We start from the raw sequence: 1,202 nt of genomic DNA, 5'->3' as shown, positions 1-1,202 counted from the left end.
CTAGTGCCTCTGCAAGGAAGGTTGGCTCGGTAATCGGGTCAGCGGGGTGGCGAGTTGATCGCTGGCGCTGCAGTGGTGATGCTGCCTGGGGAGGTGGTGTTGGTGGCGAGAACGCCGGATGTGTTCGTCAGAGCGGTGACCCCGGAAGAAGGCCGGGAGTTGCAGCGGATCACCAAGCGCAGCAAGGCCCCGGTCCGGGTGCGACGCGCGATCGTGGTGATGGCCTCGGCGCAGCGGCAGCCGGTTCCGTTGATCGCGAAGTTGATGCAGGTCAGCGAGGGTTATGTGCGTGGCGTGATCCACGATTTCAACGAGAAGGGTTTCGCGGCCCTGGACCCAAAATGGAGCGGGGGCAGGCCGAGCAAGACCGATCAAAAGACGCGTGAGCGTATCGGTCAGATCGCTCGGTGCTGCCCCCGTGACCTGGGTTGGCCGTTCTCGACATGGAGCCTGTCGAAACTGGGTGAAGTGCTGCGTATCAACAACATTGCCGACATCAGCCACGAGACGCTGCGGAAACTCCTGAAGGCCCAAGGGATTTCCTGGCAGGCGACCAAGACGTGGAAGGCCGGCAAGGATCCCGAGTTCGGCGTGAAGATGGCCCGGGTCCTCGACCTCTACGACAATCCGCCAGCTGACGGACGGGTGATCAGTGTCGATGAATTCGGTCCACTGAACCTGCAACCACGGCCGGGCCGTGGCTGGTATCCCAAGCGCCGACCACGCCGGTTTCGGGCGACCTACCACCGCACCAACGGCGTACGACACCTGTTCGGTGCGCTCGACCTGACCACCGGCGCCCTCTACTACCGGATCCGAGATCGCAAGCGCTCCATCGAGTTTCGTGACTTTCTCAAGAGTCTGCGCCAGCGTTGGCCTGGGCAGAAGCTGTATGTCATCGTCGATAACTTTTCCCCGCACAAGCACAAAACCGTCCGTGACTGGTGCGCGACCAACGACGTCGAGTTGGTGTTCTTGCCGACCTATTCATCGTGGCTGAACTGGATCGAATCCGAGTTCGCCGCCCTGCGGGCCTTCGCCCTCAACGGCACCGACCACCGCAGTCACGGCGAACAAGACGACGCCGTCGCCGCCTATATCCGCTGGCGCAACCAACACGCCCAACCCAAACGAGACTTCGCCGTCAACTCCAAGGTCCGACTGCCCGATTTCCTACCGTACGTTGCTTGAAACGGCACTAG

At 62.0% G+C, this 1,202-nt stretch carries 1 protein-coding gene; it reads left to right on the top strand.

Annotated features, from left to right (window positions below):
* Positions 1-219 precede the first annotated feature (219 nt).
* Positions 220-1,191 (top strand): IS630 family transposase, encoded by a 972-nt coding sequence (locus ABZ293_RS42025; protein WP_355189921.1) that lies wholly within the window; start codon positions 220-222, stop codon positions 1,189-1,191.
* The last annotated feature ends 11 nt before the right edge of the window (positions 1,192-1,202 follow it).

Origin of the sequence: Nocardia sp. NPDC005998 (assembly GCF_040614395.1) — a bacterium.
GTDB lineage: Bacteria > Actinomycetota > Actinomycetes > Mycobacteriales > Mycobacteriaceae > Nocardia.
Note: the sequence above shows the minus strand (reverse complement) of the source record. Positions and strands in the feature narration are given on the sequence as shown.